The 22,486-nt window shown below is 64.5% G+C and carries 22 protein-coding genes; 6 read left to right on the top strand and 16 right to left on the bottom strand.

Going from position 1 to position 22,486, the window contains the following annotated elements; all coding sequences use genetic code 11:
* Positions 1 to 12: 12 nt before the first annotated feature.
* From fliT to KR767_RS12595, 16 genes are all read right to left on the bottom strand, one after another.
* Entirely contained in the window at positions 13 to 309 is a 297-nt protein-coding gene (gene fliT / locus KR767_RS12670) for a flagellar protein FliT (RefSeq protein ID WP_166949712.1), read from the bottom strand.
* The gene (gene fliS, locus KR767_RS12665; protein ID WP_166949711.1) at positions 306 to 722 is read right to left on the bottom strand and encodes a flagellar export chaperone FliS; all 417 of its coding nucleotides are present in this window, start codon (positions 720 to 722) and stop codon (positions 306 to 308) included. Before fliS ends, fliT begins: the two co-directional genes overlap by 4 nt.
* Before the next feature lie 22 nt (positions 723 to 744).
* Positions 745 to 2,112 carry a flagellar filament capping protein FliD gene (gene fliD, locus KR767_RS12660; protein WP_166949710.1) on the bottom strand — a complete coding sequence of 456 codons (1,368 nt, stop codon included), beginning with the start codon at positions 2,110 to 2,112 and terminating at the stop codon, positions 745 to 747.
* 139 nt (positions 2,113 to 2,251) lie between these two features.
* On the bottom strand, positions 2,252 to 3,685 hold the full coding sequence (locus KR767_RS12655) for a flagellin N-terminal helical domain-containing protein (protein ID WP_250876561.1): 1,434 nt from the start codon (positions 3,683 to 3,685) through the stop codon (positions 2,252 to 2,254).
* Between the two features lie 336 nt (positions 3,686 to 4,021).
* Positions 4,022 to 5,215, bottom strand: a complete 1,194-nt coding sequence (gene flgL, locus KR767_RS12650) for a flagellar hook-associated protein FlgL (RefSeq protein ID WP_250876560.1) — start codon at positions 5,213 to 5,215, stop codon at positions 4,022 to 4,024.
* Between the two features lie 2 nt (positions 5,216 to 5,217).
* A complete protein-coding gene (flgK, locus tag KR767_RS12645; protein WP_166949707.1) occupies positions 5,218 to 7,092 on the bottom strand; it encodes a flagellar hook-associated protein FlgK in 1,875 nt (624 codons plus the stop codon).
* Positions 7,093 to 7,139: 47 nt separating this feature from the next.
* Positions 7,140 to 8,138 (bottom strand): flagellar assembly peptidoglycan hydrolase FlgJ, encoded by a 999-nt coding sequence (gene flgJ / locus KR767_RS12640; protein ID WP_250876559.1) that lies wholly within the window; start codon positions 8,136 to 8,138, stop codon positions 7,140 to 7,142.
* Position 8,139: 1 nt separating this feature from the next.
* Positions 8,140 to 9,267: a flagellar basal body P-ring protein FlgI gene (locus tag KR767_RS12635; RefSeq protein ID WP_250876558.1), complete on the bottom strand. Its 1,128-nt coding sequence runs from the start codon at positions 9,265 to 9,267 to the stop codon at positions 8,140 to 8,142.
* Positions 9,267 to 9,959, bottom strand: coding sequence for a flagellar basal body L-ring protein FlgH (gene flgH, locus KR767_RS12630; protein ID WP_250876557.1), 693 nt, complete (start codon positions 9,957 to 9,959; stop codon positions 9,267 to 9,269). The genes KR767_RS12635 and flgH overlap by 1 nt, the downstream gene beginning before the upstream one ends.
* Positions 9,959 to 10,744, bottom strand: a complete 786-nt coding sequence (gene flgG, locus KR767_RS12625) for a flagellar basal-body rod protein FlgG (protein WP_166949702.1) — start codon at positions 10,742 to 10,744, stop codon at positions 9,959 to 9,961. The genes flgH and flgG overlap by 1 nt, the downstream gene beginning before the upstream one ends.
* A gap of 62 nt (positions 10,745 to 10,806) precedes the next feature.
* Positions 10,807 to 11,547: a flagellar basal-body rod protein FlgF gene (gene flgF, locus KR767_RS12620; RefSeq protein ID WP_166949700.1), complete on the bottom strand. Its 741-nt coding sequence runs from the start codon at positions 11,545 to 11,547 to the stop codon at positions 10,807 to 10,809.
* A 63-nt stretch (positions 11,548 to 11,610) separates the two neighbouring features.
* On the bottom strand, positions 11,611 to 12,837 hold the full coding sequence (flgE, locus tag KR767_RS12615; protein WP_250876556.1) for a flagellar hook protein FlgE: 1,227 nt from the start codon (positions 12,835 to 12,837) through the stop codon (positions 11,611 to 11,613).
* Positions 12,838 to 12,857: 20 nt separating this feature from the next.
* Complete coding sequence (locus tag KR767_RS12610; RefSeq protein WP_166949698.1) at positions 12,858 to 13,508, bottom strand: flagellar hook assembly protein FlgD; 651 nt, start codon at positions 13,506 to 13,508, stop codon at positions 12,858 to 12,860.
* Between the two features lie 13 nt (positions 13,509 to 13,521).
* Positions 13,522 to 13,935 carry a flagellar basal body rod protein FlgC gene (flgC, locus tag KR767_RS12605; protein ID WP_166949696.1) on the bottom strand — a complete coding sequence of 138 codons (414 nt, stop codon included), beginning with the start codon at positions 13,933 to 13,935 and terminating at the stop codon, positions 13,522 to 13,524.
* Complete coding sequence (flgB, locus tag KR767_RS12600) at positions 13,932 to 14,351, bottom strand: flagellar basal body rod protein FlgB (protein ID WP_250876555.1); 420 nt, start codon at positions 14,349 to 14,351, stop codon at positions 13,932 to 13,934. The genes flgC and flgB overlap by 4 nt, the downstream gene beginning before the upstream one ends.
* A 147-nt stretch (positions 14,352 to 14,498) precedes the next feature.
* Entirely contained in the window at positions 14,499 to 15,416 is a 918-nt protein-coding gene (locus KR767_RS12595; protein ID WP_166949693.1) for a chemotaxis protein, read from the bottom strand.
* A gap of 280 nt (positions 15,417 to 15,696) precedes the next feature.
* Between KR767_RS12595 and KR767_RS12590 the strand changes: the two genes are divergently transcribed.
* The 6 genes from KR767_RS12590 (at position 15,697) to KR767_RS12565 (ending at position 22,482) form a co-directional block, all read left to right on the top strand.
* Entirely contained in the window at positions 15,697 to 17,004 is a 1,308-nt protein-coding gene (locus KR767_RS12590; protein ID WP_250876554.1) for a methyl-accepting chemotaxis protein, read from the top strand.
* Complete coding sequence (gene flgA, locus KR767_RS12585; protein WP_250876553.1) at positions 17,004 to 17,699, top strand: flagellar basal body P-ring formation chaperone FlgA; 696 nt, start codon at positions 17,004 to 17,006, stop codon at positions 17,697 to 17,699. The genes KR767_RS12590 and flgA overlap by 1 nt, the downstream gene beginning before the upstream one ends.
* A gap of 104 nt (positions 17,700 to 17,803) precedes the next feature.
* On the top strand, positions 17,804 to 18,109 hold the full coding sequence (flgM, locus tag KR767_RS12580; RefSeq protein ID WP_166949689.1) for a flagellar biosynthesis anti-sigma factor FlgM: 306 nt from the start codon (positions 17,804 to 17,806) through the stop codon (positions 18,107 to 18,109).
* Positions 18,106 to 18,549, top strand: a complete 444-nt coding sequence (locus tag KR767_RS12575; RefSeq protein WP_166949688.1) for a flagella synthesis protein FlgN — start codon at positions 18,106 to 18,108, stop codon at positions 18,547 to 18,549. Before flgM ends, KR767_RS12575 begins: the two co-directional genes overlap by 4 nt.
* A 63-nt stretch (positions 18,550 to 18,612) precedes the next feature.
* The gene (locus KR767_RS12570; protein ID WP_166949686.1) at positions 18,613 to 19,881 is read left to right on the top strand and encodes an EAL and HDOD domain-containing protein; all 1,269 of its coding nucleotides are present in this window, start codon (positions 18,613 to 18,615) and stop codon (positions 19,879 to 19,881) included.
* Between the two features lie 990 nt (positions 19,882 to 20,871).
* Positions 20,872 to 22,482, top strand: a complete 1,611-nt coding sequence (locus KR767_RS12565) for an alpha/beta hydrolase (protein ID WP_250876552.1) — start codon at positions 20,872 to 20,874, stop codon at positions 22,480 to 22,482.
* Positions 22,483 to 22,486: the final 4 nt, after the last annotated feature.

Below are 22,486 nucleotides of genomic sequence, written 5' to 3'. Positions count from 1 at the left end.
CAGGTGTCCGCTTCAGAGCGAACTATACGCGGCCACGGCCTGGCGCGAGCGGCGATGCGCGTCCCACGCGGCAGCGGCCTCGTCCCGGGCGGCGGACACCAGGTCGGTAATCAGGGTATCCAGCAGCATGATGGACTTCAGCGCCTCGACCGTTTCCGGTGCCTGGCGCATGGGGCCGGCATGCAGCACGGTATCGCGCTCGGCTTCGAGCGAGGTCATTTCATCCCAGCGCGATTCACTGGCCGCCTCGTGCATGGATTCGGTCAGTTCGAGCACGCGGTGGATATCGCAGCAGGCCACGTCGTTCATGGCGTGCCACCGGCGACCTGGCGGGCCTCGACGGGAATCGCCACCCAGGTCTCGCGGATCTGGCCGATCAGACGGGACACTTCATCGAGTGCCGACTGATCGTTATGCAGGTTGGCGTGCAGCAGGCGACGGCTCATGTAGTCGTAGAGGTTGTTCAGCTGCTCGACCAGCGGCGTGTCCATCTCGGGATTGAGGCCCGACTGCAAGGCACCGACGATTTCGATCGCCTTGGAGATGGCCTCGCCCTTGCCTGCGATGTTGCCGGTCGCCATGCAGCCACCCGCGAAGCGGATGCGTTCCAGCGCGCCGTCCATGAGCATCGTGACCAGTCCATGGGGATCGGCGTTCTCGACGCCGCCCTGGATATGCACCTGCTGGTAAGCGCCAGCGCCGCGGGAATAACCGTAAGACATGGTGATTGCGTCCTCGATGCGATCAGCTGGACTTGGTAAGCGCGGTGAACTGCTGCGCGATGTAGCTGCTGGTGCTCTGCAGCTTGGTCATCAGGGTGTCCAGCGCGGTGTACTGCTTGGTCAGGCGATCGGAGTAATCGGACATCTGGCTGTCCAGCGCGGTCTGCTGGTCGGCCAGGTCCTTCTTGGTCTGGTTGAGGTTGGCGATGCGCTGGGTGACGATGCCGTTGGAACCGGTCCAGCTGGTGATCATCTTGTCCAGCGACGGGCCGATACCGTTCGCGCCGCTCAACAGGCTCTGCACGCCCGTGGGGTTGTTCGTGAGCGCATTGGTGAGCTTGGTGGAGTCGAGCTTGAGCGTGCCATCGACCTGGAAGGACACGCCCAGGTCGCTGAGCGAACCGACCGAGCCGTTGCCGGGCACACGCTGCCCGATCAGGTTCGAGATCTGCGACTTGATGGACGACACCGTGGCGTCGCCGATCAGCGCGCCCACCTGCTGGTTGGTCGGATCGTACTTCGTCAGCGTCTGGTACGTGCCGATGAACGAGTTGTACGCGTTGACCAGGCTGGTCATCTGCGAGGTGACCGTCGATGGATCGTTGGCCAGGGTCACGGAGCTGGGGCCGGTCTTCGCCAGGGTGAGGGTCACGCCGCTGATGGCGCTGGTCACCGTGTTGGAGGCGCTGGTGGCCGGGGTGTTGTCGATGGTGAACTTCGCGTCCTGCGCCTGGGTCGTGGCCTTGGCGGCATCGGTGGCGGGATTGAAGTTCAGCGCGGCCAGGTTGCCGTCGCCGCCACTGGAGGTCACCGTGAAGGCATTCGCCGCACCCGTGGCACTCGAGGTCAACACCAGGTGGGCGCCGTCAGAGCCGTTGATCACCGCCGCAGTGACGCCCGGATTGTCCTTGGCGTTGTTGATCTTGTCGGCAACGTTCTGCAGCGTGTTGTTCGTGCCGTCGAGGCTGAACGACATCGATTTGCTGCCGACCGCGATCGTGAGATTGCCGGTACCCACGGCGGACTTGGAACTGGCATACGCCTGGGACGTCGTCTTCTGAGCAACCGCCAGCTGGGTAACATTGATATTGAAATTGCCAGGCTTGGCCGTGGCGTCGGCACTGGCAGTCAGCACCGTGTTGTCACCGATGGTGATCTTCTGCGAGTTGAAGGCGCTGCCGTCGGTAAAGCCCTTGAGCGCGTTCTGCAGGGAAATCAGCGCTGAGTTGAAATTGCCGACCGCTGAAATCTTGGTGGTGTTGTCCGACGTCTTGGCATCGAGCGCCTTCTGTGGCGCAGCTTTCTTGAGGTTGACCAGGTTACTGACGATCGTTGGAACGTCAATGGAGCTGGAACCCAGGTTGACGCCGTTGCTGCTGTTGGTGGCCATGAGGCTTCTCCGTTGAAGACGCCTCACTGCCCGGGGCGCCAATTTGTCGACGGCGGACCCCTTCCGGAAGCCCGCCGCCCACAATTAAGCAATTACCCTGCCAACCCCGGGGGTACCCGGGGTGGCCGTGCTACCGGGCTTAGCCGAGCAGCTTGGTGATGATCTGCTGGCTCTGGTTGGCGGTGGCGAGCACCGACACACCGGCCTGCTGCAGGATCTGCGCCTGGGACATGTTCGCCGTTTCCTGGGCCATGTCGGCGTCCGTGATGGCGGACTTCGATGAGGTCAGGTTCTGCGAGATGTTCTGCAGGTTCGAGATCGTCGAGTCGAAGCGGTTCTGCACCGCGCCGAGCTGCGAACGGAGGCCCGAGACCGACTGCAAGGCAGCGTCGATGCGGTTGATGGTGGCGTTGGCGTCGTCGACCGTCTTCACGTCCGAATTGGCAAGGGTGGTGGCGGTGGAGACACCGTAGGCCTGGCCGGTCGTGGAAATACCCAGCTTGGTGTCGGCGGCCGAACCTGCCTTAGCCTGAATCGTCATGGCCTGCGAAGAAGCAAAGGCCAGCGAGCCGTCCTGCTTCACGTAGGCATTGATGCCCTTGCTCGACTGGGAGTTGATGGCGTCGGCCACGTCCTGCATCGACTTGAAGGTACCCACGATACCGATGGTGTTACCGCCGACCGAGATATTCAGGTCGCCGGCAGCCAGCGTGGTGCTGGTGGCGGCGGCGATACCGGTGGAGGCCGTCGGCACCGGGGGATTGGTACCAGTGGGCGGCGTGTAATTTGCGATCTGGAGCGGCTGGCCGGTACCCGTCTTGGCGCCAGCAAACGCCACTGCACTCGCACCGCCATTGATCGCCAACTCACCAGTGGAGCTATTGATCGTCGCGACGTTCGAACCGGCGGCCTTGTTGATCGCAGCAGCCAGATCGCTAACGTTAGTGAAGTTACCGGTCACGCCGACTGCGGTACCACCGCCGACTGCAACCGTGAGATCACCCGTCCCGAGACTCAGGCCAAAAGTGGACGGTGCGGCGATTGAACCGGTAGCCAGCTGACCAATCTGATTGGCTTTCATGCCCGTATTCAGGTTCACGCCGATCGTCTCACCCGTGTTGGCACCAACCTGGAAGCTCAGGTTCTGGGCCGAACCGTCGAGCACCTTCATACCGTTGAAGTTGGTCTGCGTGGCGATACGGGTCACTTCCGACAGACGCTGCTGCACTTCGGCGTCGAGCGCGGCGCGGTCGCTGTCCGAGTTCGACGCGTTGGTCGACTGCACGGCCAGTTCGCGGATGCGCTGCAGGTTGTTGGTGACTTCGTCCAGGGCCGATTCGGTGGTCTGCGCCAGCGAGATACCGTCGTTGGCGTTGCGGACTGCCTGGTTCAGGCCGTTGATCTGGGTGGTGAAGCGCGTGGCAATGGCGAGGCCGGCGGCGTCGTCCTTCGCGCTGTTGATGCGGTTGCCCGACGACAGACGCTCGATGGCCGAAGACAGCTTGGTCTGCGACGTATTGAGGTTGCGCTGAGCGGTCAACGACATGATGTTGGTGTTGATGGTCAGAGACATGGGATGTGATCCTGATTTAAGCGGAACCGAAATGCCGGAAAGATGCGGCGTAGTCCGGCGGGGTTCCGTTGGTGGAGCCTTCCGCCTCAGAGAGGTTTACGGCCGGCCGGGAAGAAACTTGAGGACTTTTTTCTGCCAGTGAATCCACTTCTTGTTGACCGGGCCCCAGCAGGATTGCCCCGCCCAGCCGCTGTCAGAGGGTGTATCGGCACCTCCCCGCCCGGGTTTAGGGGAATTTTCACGATTTCCGGCAGGTTTATCTGACCCATGGTCCAGATAACCAAAAAGGGCGGCCCGACAGGCCGCCCTTTATTCGTTGCATCCTCAATAAAGCGATTATTTGAGGTAATTGAACAGGGTCAGGTTCTGCAGCTTCACATAAGCCTGCTGCGCCGCGTCCAGGGCTACCTGCTGCTGGCTGAACTTGCTTGCCGCGCTCGCGTAATCCAGTTCGGTCAGGTCGGACAGCGTGCTCTGGTATTGCAGGCTGGTATCGGCACCGATGGACGTCTGCTGGTCGAGCACGTTCATGCGCGCACCGATCTGGGTGATCGTGTTCATGAAGTTGCCCTTGGCCTGGTCCAGGCTCATGAGCTGCCCGTTGAGCTGGTTATTCATGGCCGGGCCGCCGCCCGGTGCTTCCAGTGCATTGATGATGCCGGCCACGGTCGAGAACACATCCTGCGACGACGAGGGTGTCACCGAGAACGAGTCGCCGGTAGCCGGCGTGCCGGTGATGTTGAGCTGCACGCCCTTGAACTGGATGGTGCCGCTGTCGCCTGAATACGTGCCCGTCACTGGCGGTGTAGCCGGATTGGCAACATCCTGGATTTCGTAGGTGGTGGGCGAAGTGAACTTGATTGAATAATTCTTGTTGTCCCACGCTGACGCGTCCGTCACCGAAGTACTGCCAACCACAGCCGTACCTGTATTCGTCGTCGCGGCGGTGGTCACAAAGGTGCCATTGCCGCCCTTGATCGACATGAAGACAGAGTTGCCGTCGTCACCCGTGGCAACCTGCATACCCGGCCCCGCGGCGACCATGCGCTGCCCCTGGTCGCCGCCATAGCTGACGCTGAGATCGCTGATCGTAAAGGGCTGCGAACCGGTGCGCGTGCCGCCGAAGATGTATTCGCCCTGCCCGTCTTTCGTGTTGGCCAGTCCGACCAGCGCCTGCAGGTTCTGCCGCAGTTCGGCCGCGATGGACTTGCGCGATTCGTCGGTCTGCGGGGCATTCATGCCTTGCAGGGTCAGCGTGCGGATGCGGTCCAGGATGTTGTTGGCCGAGTCCAGCGCCTGCTCCTCGGTACCCAGGCGGTTGTTCGCCGACTGGATATTGCGGGTGTACTGGTCGTTCTGCGCGGAGGCCGACGAGACGTCCACGGCGCGCGCGGCCGCCGACGGGTTGTCCGACGGCGACTGGATGGCCTTGCCGTTGCCGAGCGAAAGCTGGGTCTGCGAGAGCTGGTACTGGCGATCCAGCATGGCATTGACGGCCTGCTGCTGCCCCCATGAAGTCGAGATACGCATGATCAGCCTCGCACCGCGGAAAGAAGGGAATCGAAAATCGTGTTCGCCGCGTTGATCACCTGCGCCGAGGCCGCGTACGCCTGCTGGAAACGGATCAGGTTGGCCGCTTCCTCGTCCAGGTTCACACCCGACAGGTTCTGCTGCGCCGACGTGGCGTTGTCCAGGATCGTCTGCTGCGCATCCTGCGCGGTGTTCGCCGCCGAACCGGCCGTGCCCACCTGGGAGATCAGCTGGCTGTAGGACTTGCCGACCGTGGTCACGCCATTGTCGAGCACACCTTTGTTGGCCACGTCCGCCATGGCGAGCGCATTGCCGTTGTCGCCGCTGCCGGAGGTAGCCGGTTTCACATTGAACGTATCGTTAGCGGCAGGGGCCCCCGTGAGCTTTAGGGTCCAGCCGTTGCCGGTGATCGTCGTCGGGTCGGTATAGTTCTGCGGCGCGCCGCCGTCGACCGTATAGGTCGTCGGCGAGGTGAACACGATCGACACCGGCTTATTGAAGTTGGGGTCGGCGTTATTGGTCACCGTGAGGTTGCCCAGCTTGCCCGAGCCCGTATTGCTGGAACCCTTGGCCGCACTGAGCGGGCCGGACGCCGCGATCTTGTTCGTATCGCTGATCGCCACGCCGATGGACGAGGCGGCGTTGCGGGTGGGCTGGATCTGGAAGCTATCACCTGCCTGCGGCGTGCCGCTGGGGATGGTGATCTTCAGCCCGTCGATGACGATGGGATCGGCCGACGTACCCGTACCGGTGGAAGGCACCGTGACGCCGGCCGTGGTGGTCACCGACCACTTCGTACCGTCGTAACGCATGATGTAATCGGAGCTGCCCAGCTTGCTCACGTCGGACACCGTGGCTGCGACCTGCGCATTGCCCTTGTTCGAGGTGCTGTTGTACACCGACGGATCGCCGATGGAGAAGAAATCGCCGCCCGGGTTGCCGTTGAGGTCGATACCCTGGGCATGCTGCTTGTTGAACGCGCTCTCCATCGCAATGGCCGCGCGACCGAGCTGGTTGCGTGCCGGGTCGAGTACATTGGTACGAAAGTCGATGGCCGCACCGAGCGAGCCGGAGCCCAGCTGCGTGCTGATCACCGCCCCACCCTCGCCCAGGATCTCCAGGCGCGAGGAATCGTACTGGTTGGGCGCGGTGGACAGCTGGGTAAAGCTGGTGCCGCTGACCAGTGGCTGGCCGTTGCCGATGGAAACCGTCACCGTGTGATCGCTGCTCTGGGTCACGCTCACACCGACGATGCCGGAGAGCTTGGTGATCGCCTGGTCGCGCGCGTCCAGCAGGTCGTTGGGAACAGCGCCACCTGAATAGGCCTTCTGGATCTGACCGTTGAGGTCGGCGATGCTCTTCGACAGGGAGTTGACGTCATCGACGCCACTGCTGATCTGCTGGTTGGTCTGCTTGTCGATCTGCTGGAATTGCGACGACAGCGAACGGAACGTCGAGACCAGCGAGTTGGCCTTGCCGATCAGCGCCTGTCGGCTGGCCGTATCGGTGGGGGCATTCGCCACGTCGCTCACGGCGCCGAAGAAGTTGTCCAGCGCACTTTGCAGGTTGGCCGAGCCGCTCACGGCATTGTTCACCGAGGCGGTGAGGCTGGCGTAGGTCGCCGCCCTGCTCTGCCCCGATGTGGCGCCCCAGACCTGCTGGGTGAGAAACTGGCTATAGGATCGCTGCACCGACACCGCATCGGCACCCTGGCCGATGTACATGTTGCCGTAGTATTGCGGCGCACGCGCGTTGAACGACGTGGTCTGCCGCGTATAGCCGCTGGTATTGGAGTTGGTGATGTTATGGCCGACGGTCGCGAGGCCTACCTGCGAAGCAAGCAGCCCGGACACGCCGGTGGAAAGTAAATCGGCCATCGTCGTTACCCTCTGTATCCCGTTGCGTTTCGTTGGCCCGTAAGTCGTTACAACTGGTCGGCGATGTGACTGAGCGCGGCCAGCGCCTGCTTCATCACCGGACCATTGGCGATATCCACCAGCTTCTGCGCATAGCTCGGATCGGTGGCGTAACCACCCTTGGTGAGCGCGTTCGCGAAGCCCGCGATATCGTCGCCACGGCCCACCGCCTGCGCATAGCGTGGGCTGGTGGACACCATGTCGGCGTAATCACTGAACGAATCGGCAGGCGTGTCGTAGGCGCGGAAGCTGTCCTTCTTGCGCACGGCCATGCCGTTTTCATATTCCAGCGTCGGCACGTTGACGCGGCGGCCATCCCAGCTGCTGCCTGCCTTGATGCCGAACATGTTGTTGCTTGCCGTCGCACCCTGCACCGGCATGTGCTTGCCCCAGCCGGTTTCGAGGGCGGCCTGCGCCAGCAGGGCGCGAACCGATACGCCGAGCTTGCGCGCGGCCTCGATGGCATGCGGCGCGAACTTGCGCACGAAATCTTCGGGGCCTTCGATGTTCATCTTGCCCACGGCGTCGGCCACTGCGTTGGCGCCGGCACCCACCACCTTGCCGGCATTGCCCAGCATGGCTTCGAGCGAATCCATGAGACCGCTGTCGCGATCGGACGGCGACGAGATGGCCTGTGCCGTGGTGGCGCTGCCCGACACATCGGCAAACATGTCGTCGTTGGAACCACCCTTGCCCTTGGTCAGCCCGCCCAGCTGGCGTACCAGCATGTCGGCGATACCGATGCCCTTGCCCTGCGACAGGGTCAGCGACAGCTGGTGGTCGAACATGTCGCGATAGGCATCACCGGCCTGCGAACCCATGATGTCGTCGCCCATCGACTTGCTGGCGTCGCGCATGGACTTCAGCATCATCTGGGTGAAGATCGATTCGAACTGCTTGGCGACCGCCGGCAAGGCGGCCTTCGAGTCCTGCTGCGCGGCCGTACGCAATCCGCCCAGCGAGGACAGGTTGGTATAGACGCTCTGCGGGTCGAAGGCGGCGGCCATGTCAGATCACCACCAGTTCGGCACGCAGCGCGCCGGATTCCTTCAGCGCCTGGAGGATGGAAATCAGGTCGCTGGGTGACGCGCCGACCTGGTTCACGGCACGCACGATCGCATCCAGGCTGGTGCCCGGACCGAACTTGAACATATGGCCGCCATCCTCGCTCACGGCAACCTGGCTGCTTGGCACCACGGCGGTCTGGCCCCGGCTGAACGCGCCCGGCTGGCTCACCTGGGGCTGCTCGCTGATAGTGACCTGGATGGAACCATGGGCCACGGCGGCGGCACCGACCTTCACGTCCGAACCGATCACCACCGTACCGGTGCGCGAATTCACGATGACGCGCGCGGGTGCATCACCCGGCGTGACATCGAGCGCCTGGATCGTGGACAGCCATGACACACGCTGCGACGGGTCCATCGGTGCGCGGACAGCCACCGAGCCGGAATCCACCGCATTGGCGGTGCCCGAACCGAAGTTGCGGTTGACCGCCTCGGCAATGCGCGCAGCCGTGGTGAAGTCGGCCGTGTTGAGGTTCAGCATGATGTCGCCGCCCTTGTCGAAGGACGTGGCGACGCTGCGTTCGATGGAAGCGCCACCGGGAATACGGCCGCTGGCGGAGATGTTCACCTGCACGCTGGAGCCGCTACGGCCCTGCGCGCTGACGCCGCCAACGACGACGCTCCCCTGAGCGATGGCGTAGATCTGGCCATCGGCACCCTTGAGCGGCGACATCAGCAGTTCGCCGCCACGGATGCTCTTGGCATTGCCGATGGAAGCCACGGTGACGTCGATGCGCTGGCCCGGCTTGGCGAACGGCGGCAGTTCGGCGGTGATGGTGACGGCCGCGGCGTTCTTCAGCTGCGGACGCACGTTCGCCGGCACGTTCACGCCGAACTGCTGCAGCATGTTCTCGATGCTTTGCGTGGTGAACGGTGCCTGGCTGGTCTGGTCGCCACTGCCGTCCAGGCCCACGACCAGGCCATAGCCCACCAGCTGGTTGCTGCGCACGCCGCCGACCTGGGCCAGGTCGCGGATGCGATCGGCATGCACCGGCAGGATGGCGCCAAGCGCCAGCACGGCGATGGCGGTGCGCACGATGGCACGCAGGCGGGAGGTCACGGCGTTCATCAGTACGGCATCCACTTCGAATCGAAGAAGCGCGACAGCCAGCCACGCGTATTGGAGTCGGCCAGCGTGCCCTTGCCCACGTATTCGATACGCGCATCGGCCACGCGGCTGGAGGGCACGGTGTTGTCCGAGCCGATGTCCTGCGGACGCACGATGCCCGACACACGCACCAGCTCTTCGCCCTGGTTGATGGTGAGCCACTTCTCGCCGCGCACGATCAGTGCGCCGTTGGACAGGCGCTGTGCGACGGTGACGGTGATCAGGCCCGAGAGCTGGTTGCTCTGCGTCGACGAACCGTCACCTGCAAAAGCGTTGCTGCTGGACAGCGAGCTGTCGGCCGTCTTGCCACCGATGCGCAGGCCCTGGCCGAGCAGGGTCGGCGAGGTGAGTGTGTTGCCGTTCTTCTTGTTCGTGCTGGTCGCGGCCTTCTTGCTGGCCTGCGTCGCTTCCACGAGGGTAATGGTCAGGATGTCGCCGACGCGATGCGCGCGCGGGTCGGCGAACAGCTCCATCGACTGCTGGTCGGCATAGATCGAGCCGGTGGGCTGCGCGGGCACCGCCGGATCGACGGGCAAGGTGGCCGTGTACATCGGCTTGGGCGTAGGCGGCACCATGCCGCAACCGGCGAGTACGGCCAGCGGCAATGCGGCGACGAGAATGCGGGCGAAACGGTTCTTCATGACGTTGCTCATCAGGTCTTCTGGGTGATGAACTGGAGCATCTGGTCGGACGCCGAGATCGCCTTCGAATTCATCTCGTAGGCGCGCTGGGTCTCGATCATGTTCACCATCTCCTCGACGACGTTCACGTTCGAGGTTTCCAGGGAGTTCTGTGCGATGGTGCCGAGGCCGTTGAGGCCGGCGGTACCGGTCTGCGGCGCGCCGCTGGCGGCCGTTTCCAGGTAAAGGTTGTCGCCACGCGGCTCCAGGCCGGCGGGGTTCACGAAATCGGCAAGCTGGATCTGGCCCAGCGTCTGCGGCGTTGCCGAGCCTGGCACCACGACGCTGACGGTGCCGTCCTTGCCGATGGTCATGCTGCTGGCATTGGGCGGCAGCGTGATCGCCGGCTCGATGGGGTAGCCGTCGTTGGTGACGAGCTGGCCGTTGGGGTCGCGCTTGAGCGAACCATCGCGCGAGTAACCGACGGTGCCGTCCGGCAGGGTCACCTGCAGGAAGCCGCGGCCGTCGATGCGGATATCGAACGGGTTATCGGTCTGCTGCGAACCACCCTGCTCGAACATCTTCTGGGTGCCGACCACGCGCACACCGGTGCCGATCATGAAGCCGGTCGGCGACTGGGTCTGTTCCGTCGTCTGCGCACCGGCCTGGCCGCGGTTCTGGTAGGCCAGGTCCTCGAACTCGGCACGCGTACGCTTGAAGGCCGTGGTGTTGGTATTGGCCAGGTTGTTGGAGACGACATCCATGCGCGTCTGCTGCGCATCGAGGCCGGTCTTGGCAATCCAGAGGGACGTGAGCATGGCTGACTCCTGCGCATCCGCGCTTTACATGCCGGCGACGGTTTTGCGTCGCGCGACGGTGGTTACCCCACCTGAAGCAATTTCGATGCCGACTGGGCGTTATCGTCGGCAGTTTTGATGGAACGCACCTGCATTTCGAATTCGCGCGAGAGCGAAATCATCTTCACCAGCACCTCGGAAGGGTTGACGTTGCTGGCTTCCAGCGCGCCGGACACCACGCGCACATCGGCATCGGCAGGTGCCGTGCTGCCGTCTTTCATGTGCATCAGGCCGTCGCTTCCGTAGCTGAGCTGGTCGTTGCCGGGGTTCACCAGCTTGATCCGGTCCGTGGTGGCAACCGCGGCCGGCGTATCGCCGAGCGGCACCACCGAAATCGTGCCGTCCGTGCCGATCCGCACACTGGAAGCCTGCGGAATCGAGATCGGACCACCACCGCCCATGACGGCATTGCCACGGGCATCCGTCAACAAACCGTCGGCATCGATGCGCAGGTTGCCCGCACGCGTATAGCCTTCGTTGCCGTCCGGGCCTTGCACCGCGATCCAGCCGTTGCCCTGCACGGAGATGTCCAGGTCATTGCCGGTGGCACTCTGCGTGCCGCCAGTAGTGTCCCAGCCCATGCCCTGGGCCACGCCGTTGATGCGCGTCTGCAAGCCGTCGCCCTGCACCGGCATGCTCTGGAAAGCCGACAATTCGGCCTTGAAGCCCGTGGTGTTGGCGTTGGCGAGGTTATGCGCCACTTCGGCCTGGGCACGCATGATCTGCGTGGCACCGGTCATCGCGACGTAGACGGAACGATCCATGGCGGATTCCCTGCTGGACGGGTGGGGCCCGGGCGCGGATCACTCCGCACCCGGGCCGCCGGCTTAGTTGCGGATGTTGATGATGGTCTGGGTGAGCTTGTCGTCGGTGGAGATGACCTGCGCGTTCGCCTGGTAGTTGCGCTGCGCCTTGATCATGTTCACCAGCTGGGCCGTGAGGTCCGCCGTGTTCGACGATTCGAGCTGGCCGGACTGCACCTGGCCCACATCACCGGAGTTGGCCACACCACGGATCGGCTGGCCCGATTCCGCCGACGGCACCCAGTTGGTGTCGTTGAGCTGGCGCAGGCCCTGGTTGTTCGAGAAGGTGGCGATCGCCAGCTGGCCCAGCGGAATGGTGGCGCCGTTGGAGTAGATGGCGTTGACCGTGCCGTCCTTCGCGACGTCGATCTTGGAGAACTTGCCGGCCGCATTGCCATCGTTGCTGATGGCCGTGGTCGCGAACTGGTCGCCGAACTGGGTGACCTTGCTCATGTCCAGCGTGAGGTTGATCGGCGCCGCGCCCGGGTTCGGCGACACGGCACCGAAATTGAGCTTGCCACCGGCCGGCGTGGTGATTGCGCCACCTGCGCTGAATACCATCTGCTGTGCCGTACCCACCTCGGTACCGTCCACGGTCATGTGGGCAGCCCACGTGTTCGGATTGGTGGCGTCCTTCACGTAGTAGACGTTGACGGTATGCGTCGCGCCCAGCGAGTCGTAGGCCTGGAAGGTCGAGAAATTGTTGTATGTGGCGTTGTTCTTCGGATCGAACGCACCGCCGGTCGGCGCCGTGGCGCTGGACTGCAGGTTGGCGGTGATGCCGATGTTCGCGCTGGCCTTGGCCGGCGACGCACCGGTGGTGATCTTGAGATCGGTGAGCGTGGAGATGTCGAAGGTGCCGCCGGCGGTAGGCGGATACACCTGCACGTTCTGGCCCGTGGCGTTGACGATGTTGCCGTTGTCGTCCGGGTGGAAGTTGCCGGCGCGCGAATACGAATAGCCCGAACCGTCGCGCAGCGTGAAGAAGCCTGCACCACTCAGGGCGAAATCGTAGGAGTTGCCGGTCTGGGTCAGGGCGCCGTCGCCGAACTGCTGGGCGATGTTGGTCACGCGCACGCCGCTGCCGGCGGCCGTGGCCGAGAGGTTTTCGCCGGCCACCGAGTAGACCTGCGAGAACTCGGCGCGCGAGCCCTTGTAGCCCACGGTGCTGACGTTGGCGATGTTGTTCGCGGTAACTTCCAGGTCGGTGGACGCCGCGTTGATGCCGCTTAGGGCGATATCGAATGGCATGGTGGATTTCCTCGCTGTACTTACAGGACTTGTGCGATCTGGCTGAGCAGGGCACCGCCGAAGCCGGCCACCTGCACGTACGTACCGTCGGTGCCCGAAGCACCGACGCCTTCCACCTTTCCGCGAACGAAGGTATCGATCGCGTTGCCGCCGGAAGTCGCGGACATCTGGTACACGCCGTCCGGCAGCTGCGTGCCGTCGTCGGACTTGCCGTCCCAGCTGAACTGGGCGAGGCCCGCATCCGGCTGGCCGAGGGAAATGGTGCGCACGACGTTGCCGGCGCTGTCCTTGATCTGCACGTTCACGTAGGTGCCCGAGTTGGGCACGTTGACGGCGCCATCCATTTCCTTGTTCGTGAGCTTGCCCGCCGTGGAGGGCACGATCACCTGATGGCCGACCAGCGCCGATGCACGCACGAACTGGTCGCCCGTGAGGTTCTTCGACAGGCTGTCGAAGGACTGCTGCAGCTCCTGGGTGGCGGCCACCTGGGAGAACTGCGCCATCTGCGCCACCATCTGCGTGGAATCCATCGGCTTGGTCGGATCCTGGTTGGTCATCTGCGTGACCATGAGCTTCAGGAAATCCGACTGCGACAGCGTCTGCTGCTGGAGCTGGTTGGAAGACGACTGATTGGAGCCGTAGCTGTTGTTGCCGCTGACCGCATCGACCATGACTGGTTACCTCTTATTTGCCCAGGTCCAGCGTTTTCTGCATGAGCTGCTTGGCGCTGTTCATGACTTCGACGTTGTTCTGGTAGGAACGCGACGCGGAGATCATGTTGACCAGCTCGTCGACCGGATTGACGTTGCTCGAATAGACGTAGCCGTTGGTGTCGGCCATCGGGTTGGCAGGCTCGTAGCGCGACTGCACGGGGGCCTGGCTTTCGGTGACGCCCATGGCGCGCACGCCCGCGTTTTCCATCTGCCCGTTGACCTGCTGCTGCACGGCCGAAAACATCGGCTGCTTCGCGCGGTAGGCCGTGGCCTCGCTGCTGGACACGCTGTCCGCGTTGGCCATGTTGCTGGCGGTGGTGTTGAGCCGCGCCGACTGCGCAGCCATGCCGGAACCGGCGACGTCGAAGATATTGAGCAGGCTCATGAGCTGGATCCTGTGATGGCGAGGCGCATGGCGTGGATCTGCCCCGTGATGAAACTGAGGGACGCCTGGTAATGGATGGCGTTGCTGGCGAACTGCGCCTGCTCCACCTGGGTGTCCACGGTGTTGCCATCCATGGTCGGCTGGGTCTCCACGCGGTAGGCGAGCTTGTTCGCCTCGTTCATCGCGAAGGCGGAGTTGCCACCGATATGGCCGTCCGAGGTGGCGCTCATCGACAGGCGATCGCCGTCCTCCGCTCCCGTGGCGACGCTCAGCACCTTGCGGAAATCGAGGTCGCGGGCGAGGAACCCCGGGGTGTCGGCGTTGGCGAGGTTCGATGAAATGACCTCGGCACGGCGCTGGAACACGCCCAGTGCCTGCGCGTGTACGCCGAATAGCGGATCCTTGTTGTCGATCATGGCGCTGCCCCTCTCGTTAGACCTGGCCCGAGGGCTTCAGCAAGAGGCGTGCCATGAACGAAAAACGGCGCCGTAGCGCCGTTTACAGGTGAACAGGATGGGCTTGTGCCGGAATTCCGACGCCCGTCAGGCGACGGTGGCCCGTCGTCAGGTCGGCAACAGGTCCAGCACGGCCGAGGCCAGCACGTCGGGCTGGAACTTGGCGATGAAGCGGTCGGCGCCCACGCGGGCCACCATCGCCTCGTTGAATACCCCGCTCAACGAGCTATGCAGCAACACCTTCAGATGACGCAGCTGGGCGTCCTCGCGGATGGCGCGGGTCAGGGCGTAGCCGTCCATCGACGGCATCTCGATGTCGGACACCACGAGCGAGACCTTCTCGGCCTCCGGTCCCATCGCCAGCGTGCGCAGCAGGTCGAGGCCTTCGCTGCCGTCCTTCGCCACGATGCATTCCAGGTCGAGCTTGCGGAACAGGTCCACGAGCTGGGTGCGGGCCACGAGCGAATCGTCCACCACCAGCAGGCGACGGTTTCCCGCCAGGTGGACATGGGCCGCCTTCTGCACCCGCTCGGAGATCTCCACGGTGCGCGGATCGACGCTGGCCAGCACCTGCTCCACGTCCACGATGGCAATGAGGTCGCCGTCCAGGCGGGTCACGGCGTTCACGCGGGAGCCATAGCCCAGGGCCGGCGGTGGGGCGGCCATCTGGGCGCCGTCCACGTGGATGATGCGATCGACGTCGGACACCAGGAAGCCCTGCACCGAGCGGTTGAATTCGGTGACGATGAGATGTGCGCTGTCCACGGCGGCCAGCGGCGGATAGCCCATGGCGGCGGCCAGGTCGATCACGGGAATGGTATGGCCGCGATAGTCGAAGCTGCCCGACACCAGCGCGTGCATGCTGGGCATGCGCTCCAGCCGCGGGCGGCGCAGCACCTCGCGCACCTTGAACACGTTGATCCCGAACGCCTGCCCGTCACCCAGCCGGAACAGCAGCATGGCCACGCGGTTGTGGCCCGCGAGGCGGGTAAAGGTTTCGACGGTGTCGAGGAGCGGTCGGGCCATGGAGTGCAGGTGACGTTCGATGGGGTCAGATCCGTATCGGCCGGTGCCGGCCGTTCTTTACCTGTAGGAGCGCGCCTTGCGCGCGACCGGCTGAGGCCGGGTCATGCACGCTCGCCAATACCTGCCTCCCCCTGTGCGCGACAGGGTCATGCCTCACCGCTGGAAACGGTCGCGCGCGAGGCGCGCTCCTACAGGGGTGGGGATGGCACGGGTATTGCTTGACTCAAGTCCGAAGGCCCGCGACCGATGTAGTGGGCGTCCTATGGAAAAGCGAACCACTATGTCCCTGCTCTGGAGTCAGCACGTCCGCCTTCTTGCCCAGGCCGCCGCCAGCGGCGATGCCGCGCGCGTGCGTGCGCTGGCCGCGCAGTATCCGGCCGCCGCCAACGCCCTGGGGGCCCTGCTGAAGCCCGCGGAACCGCGTACCGCACCGGCCACCACCATCCAGGCCATCGAGCAGCAGGGCATGGTGCTCACCAGCGCCCAGGCGCTGGGCGTCACGCTGCAAGACCTCGGTGGCGCGGTGGAAGGCGCCCGCGATGCCGCCGGTCGTTTGACGGAGGCCGGCGCCAGGATTTCGACGGCGATCGACCAGGCGCGCTCCGGCATCAACGGCATGACCGATGCCGGCAACCAGGGCCAGTCCACCGCCGGCGAACTCGATGGCCAGCTGCGCCTGCTGCGCAGCGCCCTGTCGGGCATGAGCCGCAACCACGCCCAGTTCTCCGAATACTTCACCGCCATCCGCAAGCTGACGGCCTCGGTGCAGGACATCGCGCACCAGACCAACCTCGTGGCTCTGAATGCCGCCATCGAAGCCGCCCGTGCCGGTGAAGCCGGCCGTGGTTTCGCCGTGGTGGCCGACGAGGTCAAGCAGCTGGCCGAGAAGACCACCCAGGCCACCGCCGAGATCGACGACGTGACCCGGGCCGTGGGCGAATTCTCCGGCCAGCTCGACGAGGCCGTGCAGAACAGCCTGCGTCGCCTCGAACAGACCCAGTCCGGCATCGCCGGCATGCAGGCCTCGCTGGGCCGCGTGGACGGCGCCGTGCGCTCTGCCCGCGAAAGCCTGGATGCGGCACGCGACGGCATGGGCAACCTGCAGGAACGGATCGGTGGCGTGCAGGCCGCGCAGTCCGGCCTCAACCGCACATCCAACGAAGCGCGCCGTCAGGCCGACGCCGCCGCACGCTCCGCCGTGCTGGCCCATCGACTGGGGCTGTCACGCCTTGAAACCGAAGGCGAGCTGGACGTCGCCACGCTAAGCCAGATGATCCGCGAAGCCAGCCAGGGCCTGCGCTACGCGCTGGAACTGTCGGCCCGCGATCCGGCTGGTCTCGACCGTCGCTGGCTCGACACCACCCCGCTGATGCGCTGCATCGACCAGCTGCGCTCGCGTCGCGGTGACGCGTCGGCCGATCCGGTGCGCGCGGCGGGCGAGCGCTTCTCCGCGCTGGCCTCCCAGTACGCCCTGACCCTCGGCGAAGGCCGTCACGCCGACGCTTCGCACATGCTGCCCAACCTCACCCGCGAACTGGATGCCATCGTGCAGGGCCTGTCGTCGGCGCTCGCGGAGCGTGCCGCCTGATGTCCAGCCGCCCGGCCAGCTCCATCGCCGCCCTCGTCGTCCTGTGCTGCGCGCAGGACGCGCTGGCGACGACGCAGGAAGCGGTGCGCTCGACGGCGGTGTCCTGGTTACAGAACAACCGCACGCTGCCCGGTGCGCGCATGACGGCCGAGGCGGATTCTCTCGACAGCCGCCTGCGACTGGCCGATTGCGCCGCCCCGCTCCAGGCGTCCCTGCCCGGCAATCGTCCGCTGGGCGCACGGGTCAGCGTCATCGTGCATTGCCCCGTGCCCGGTGGCTGGACGGTGCGCGTGCCGGTCAAGGTAAAGATGTTCACCAACGTGCTGGTCACCAGCCGCCCTCTGACTCGGGGCGACGGCATCGGTGCCAGCGACGTGCATAGCGAAGAGCGCGATGTCGCCAGCCTGGCCTACGGCTATATCGCCGGCCTCGACCAGGTGGACGGCCGCGCGCTGGCCCGCCCGTTGAATGCAGGCACCGTACTCACCCCCGGCATGCTCGCCGGCCGCCAGGCCGTGCGCGTGGGCGATGCGGTGAGCATGGAGGCCAATGTCGATGGGGTGACCATCCGCGCCGAAGGCGTGGCCATGGGTGCCGGGGATGCCGGAGCGCGCCTGCGGGTGCGTAACGCCTCGTCCGGCAAGGTGCTCGACGCCGTGGTCCGTGGGCCGGGGGTCGTCACCGTCCTGCCATGAACGAAATCCCAATTCCGTCACACTTCACCGCCTGAGCCCCGTTAAAGTTTGCCTCCGGATCGCCGATAAGCCATTCGAAGGACACCCGTTCCGAGGAAATACCCATGACCAACACCATCAAACCCGGTCTCCAGCCACAACAGCCCCCGGTGCAGCTGCGTTCGCAGAATGCCCAGGCAGGCTCGGCTGGCCAGGCACAGGGCTCCACGGCGGTCCGTCCCAGCGACGACAGCGTGAAGATCACCGACTCGGCCAAGGCGCTCGACGCCGCCAGCCGCGGTGACGGCATCGACACCGCCAAGGTGGACGCCATCCGCGCCAAGCTGGCCGACGGCACCTACAAGCCCGACGCCCAGGCGATCGCCAGCAAGTTTCTTTCGATGGAAGGCCAGCTCGGCGGCAAGGTATGACCGACTCGCACGCCTCCGACTTCGACGCAGCCCTGCGCGCCGTCATGGACGAACTCGCCCATGAAGTGGACACGTTGCACGCTACCCTGGTAGACGAGCGCATGGCGCTGGACCAGGGCGACGCGCCGTCGCTTGAAGTCGCCGGTCGTGCGAAGAGCCATTCGCTGGATCGCATCGAGAAACTCGACGTCGAGCGCCGCCACCTGAGCGATGCCGCCAACGTCGACTCGCTCAACGATCCACGCTGGTCGCATACCATCGACCGCCTGCTCGAATGCCGGCGGATGAATGAAGTCAACGGCCGCATCGTCGGCCAGCGCATCGGCCAGGTGCGCCAGGCGCTCGCGCTGATTTCCGGCGACGCCCAGGGTGGTGCCACCTACGGTCCCGACGGGGCCGCACGGATAAAACTCCGTTCCGCGACGCTTGCACAGGTTTGATGTCGCCGAATCAGGGATAATCTTTCCGTCAAGCACTCACCGAACGGCGCACGACCCAGATCCATGGCAGCGAACCCCCAGCCGAACGCGGTGAACGACGACGGAATCCTTCCCATCGTTCGTATCCCGATCCTCGACCGCAAGCAGGCGTTGTTCGCCTACGAGCTTATTTTCCCGCGCCCCGCCGGCAGTGACATCGATGCCGCCGCGCATGCGCATACCCAGGCCACGCTGAGCGCCATCGCCGATGGCAGCCTCAAGCGACTGGTGCGCGACAATCGTGCGTTCCTGCATATGTCGCGCGATCTGCTGCTTTCGCACGCCGACATCCTGCGGCACAACGCGCGCATGGGCGCCAGCATCAGTGCCGACGTCGGCCTCGACGACCAGTTGCTCACCCGCCTGCGCGAGCTGAAAAGCCAGGGCTGCCTGTTCATGCTGGAAGACTTCAACCTTCCGGTCGATCCCGAGCGCCGTGCAGGCGTGGATGCACTGCTGCGCATCGTGCAGTTCGCCAAGGTAGCGGTGGATCATCGACACCCCGTCGCTGCCCGGGCGCACATGGATTACGTGCATGCGTTCGGCGTCAAGGTGATCGTCACCGGCATCGATACGCACGAGACCTTCATCGACTATGCCGACCAGGATGTCGACGGCTTCCAGGGCAAATACCTGCTGCGCCCCGAGCGCGTGGACATGCCCCGCCTCACGCCGAGCAAGCTCGGCGTGCTGCGCCTCATGGGTGCGCTGCAGGATGAAAACAACGGCCCGGTGGAACTGGGCAAGATCGTGCGCGACGACGCCATCCTCAGCTACAAGCTGCTGGGTTGCGTGAACTCGGCCTATTTCGCCCTGCCCCGCCAGCTGAAGTCGGTGGAACAGGCGGCCGTGTTCTTCGGCGTGAACCGCATGCGCAACTGGATCTTCACCATGGCCGTGTCGGGCATGGACGAACGTCCGCCGGAGCTGCTACGCCTGGCCCTCATCCGCGCGCACATGTGCGAGAAGCTGGCCCGCAGCGTGAAGCCCGAGCTGCAGGAAATGGCTTTTACCGCCGGCCTGTTCTCGTTGCTCGACACGCTGATGAACGTGTCGATGGCCTACGTGCTGGAACACCTTCCGCTCGCATTGGAAATCCGCGAGGCACTGCTGGAAGGCGTCGGCCCGTTCGCTCCGCTGCTCGACCAGATCCGCCACTGGGAACAGGGCGAACTGGAAGGCGAGAACGAACTGGACGCACAGCACCTGCAGACCATGGCCTCGATCTACCACGAGGCTGCCGGCTGGGCAGACCACGTCTACGCATTCGCAGACGGCTCGGCAAACGACTGAATCCCGTCGTTCCTGCGAAAGCAGGAACCCAGTGCGGTGCGATGGGTTTTCGCCTGAGGCTACCCTGCGCAAGAGCCGATGATGTGTGGTCGTGCTTGCTGGTGAACCGGGGCGCTGGGTTCCAGCTTTCGCTGGAACGACGGGCTATGACGCTTGCACGCCCCTGCCTATCCCTCACGTCGTTCCTGCGAAAGCAGGAACCCAGTGCGGTGCGATGGGTTTTCGCCTGAGGCTAACCTACACAAGAGCCGATGATACGTGGCCGTGCTTACTTGCGAACCGGGGCGCTGGGTTCCAGCTTTCGCTGGAACGACGAGCTGTGACGCTTGCCCCCCCTGCCTATCCCTCACGTCGTTCCTGCGAAAGCAGGAGCCCAGTGCGGTGCGATGGGTTTTCGCCTGAGGCTAACCTGCACAAGAGCCGATGATGCGTGGTCGTGCTTGCTGGTGAACCGGGGCGCTGGGTTCCAGCTTTCGCTGGAACGACGGGCTGTGACGCTTGCAATCCCCTGCCTATCCCTCACGTCGTTCCTGCGAAAGCAGGAGCCCAGTGCGGTGCGATGGGTTTTCGCCTGAGGCTAACCTGCACAAGAGCCGATGATGCGTGGTCGTGCTTGCTGGTGAACCGGGGCGCTGGGTTCCAGCTTTCGCTGGAACGACGGGCTGTGACGCTTGCAATCCCTGCCTGTCCCTCACGTCGTTCCTGCGAAAGCAGGAACCCAGTGCGGTGCGATGGGTTTTCGCCTGAGGCTAACCTACACAAGAGCCGATGATGCGTGGCCGTGCTTACTTGCGAACCGGGGCGCTGGGTTCCAGCTTTCGCTGGAACGACGGTTGGGCATGCACTTTATTGCCCTGCATCGCCACGTTACCCGGCGGCGATCAGCGACAGCCTGCATCGTATTGATCCCACTGTGTCGCTGAGCTTCCAGCGCTAGGTTGTGATTCCACCGCGCGAGCGGTGGCTATCGACCACGCATGGAGCGCGCTCATGAAAAAAACCCTTCTTTTCCTCGCATTGTCCTGTGTATTCCCTGCTCATGCAGGCACGGCACAGCCCACCGGTGGTTCCCAGGCGCTGACCTGGGGCGCATGTGCACCAGGCAAGGGAACCACGCTGACACCCGAACTGCTCGCACGATTCGACTGCGGCTGGCTCAACGTTCCCTACGATCACCAGGCATCGGCATCACCAACCGTACGCATGCCCGTGCTGCGCGTGCGCGCGGCACGACCCGCGATTCGCGAAGGCACGATCTTCTACCACCCCGGAGGCCCCGGCGCCGATCCGATGTCCTCGCTCATGAAACTGGCTCAACGCTGGGGTTCGATCGATGTCACGGACCCTGACCTCGGCGACCTGAAGCTCCTTTCGGACCGCTATGACATCGTCGCCCTCATGCCGCGAGGCCTTACGGATGAAACGCGGCCCGATTGCATTCCATTTACCGGCCGCAAGGCGTCCCAGGCCATGATGAATCCCGACGACGATGCTGCCTGGAACGATTTCGTCGCCGAGACACGCACATTCGCCGAGTCCTGCGGGCCGAAAGCCGCACAGATCAATACCTCCGCACAGGTGGCCGACATGGAAGCCCTGCGCACGGCCCTGGACATCCCCGTGATGCATTTGTATGGCGCCTCGTACGGTACCTGGGTCGCCACCTGGTATGCGTCTCTGCACCCTTCCCATACCGGCCGCGTTCTTCTCGACGCCTCGCTGGACTTCGAACGACGCTGGCTTTTCCAGAAAGCTGGCCTGCACATCTACCGCGACAGGGCCATGATCGCCGATGCCCTGAAGCCCGCTGTGGAGCGCCCTGACATCTATGGCCTGGGCACCTCCGTATCAGCCATCCGACAGCGACTGATCGGCATGCCGCTTTTCATGCGCCGCATGTGGGCACCCGCCGTATCGTTTCCCGAGCATGTGGTCGCGGCCCTGGCCGTGGCCGACGAATGGACCGCCATGCCGGAGCAACAGCGCTCGTTCGACACGTTGCGCAGCCGGCTACAAACGCATGTCTTCCATTCGCATGCCGATATCGATCGCGATATGCGTACCAGCGCGTTTGCCCTCGCCGGTGCACTCTTCTTTAACGACGGCTCGCCCCGGACGCTGCCCTACGGCGGACCCGCGGCTACATTCGCCGTCTACTGCAACGACTCCGTGTGGCGCTCGTCACCCGACGACATCCGCAAGGGCGTCCGCTTCATGGACACCCAGGCCACCCTTCCACGCGGCCAGGACGCCGTGATGGGTCTTATCTGCGCGGCATGGCCGCATGCGCCCAGCCCCCGTCCTTCGTTCGAGGCACTCAAGCGCCTGCCGTCCATCGTGATGATGCATTCGTCCAGCGACTGGACAACCCCCATCGGCGCAGCCGAGGCGATGACCCGTGAACTGCCCAACAGTCATTTCCTGGTGAGCGTCGGCTTGCAGGGACACACCACCCTCGGCCAGCCCACGGCGAAATGTGCCACGCGACATGCCGCGCACTATCTGCTTACCGGCGAAACGCCCTCGAAACGACGCGTCGATTGCACGGAAGGGACCACGACGGATACGCCACCTCACTATCCTCACGGCGGAGAACTATAACCTG

Origin of the sequence: Luteibacter anthropi, from assembly GCF_023699965.1 — a bacterium.
Lineage (GTDB): Bacteria > Pseudomonadota > Gammaproteobacteria > Xanthomonadales > Rhodanobacteraceae > Luteibacter > Luteibacter anthropi.
This window is presented reverse-complemented; position numbering and strand designations above follow the sequence as displayed.